The sequence below is a fragment of the Streptococcus sp. KR genome (assembly GCF_002238115.1).
Lineage (GTDB): Bacteria > Bacillota > Bacilli > Lactobacillales > Streptococcaceae > Streptococcus.
Map to the genome: position 1 here is coordinate 1 of NZ_NGVM01000138.1, position 472 is coordinate 472.

Annotated in this window: 1 protein-coding gene; it reads right to left on the bottom strand. The window is 41.1% G+C overall.

Features of this window, described 5'->3' with window-relative positions; all coding sequences use genetic code 11:
* Positions 1-162 precede the first annotated feature (162 nt).
* Positions 163-472 (bottom strand): FAD-binding protein (locus tag CBI42_RS11285; protein ID WP_142294132.1); only part of this gene is annotated, 310 nt, incomplete at its 5' end.

Genomic DNA, 472 nt, shown 5'->3' on the forward strand with positions numbered 1-472 from the left:
GGCTGAATACCTCCAAATTAATCTCGATAAGTCAAAGGTGGACATATATTAATATAATTTCGTACTTGATTGAATATATTGTCCTATTAATTACCCCCAAAATCAATAAAAAAAGAACAATCATTTTGATCATTCTTTGGATTTTTACAATTAAATGAAGTCTCACATTCCAAAAATATAATCTCGTACCTGTTGAGCTGCCCGCAAACCAAAAATTACGGTTTCCGCTATTGAGTTTCCACCAATGCGATTGGACCCATGCAGGCCACCGACCACTTCCCCAGCAGCGTACAGCCCCTGAATCGGCTGGCCGTCAGCTTTAAGGACTTGGGTTTTATCGTTAGCTTTAACTCCACCCATCGTATAATGAACAGCCGGCGCAATGTGAATTGAATAATATGGTGGCGTATCAAGCACGTGCATACCGGTCTTTCTACCAAAGGCAATGTCCATCCGATCGGAAACCGATTGA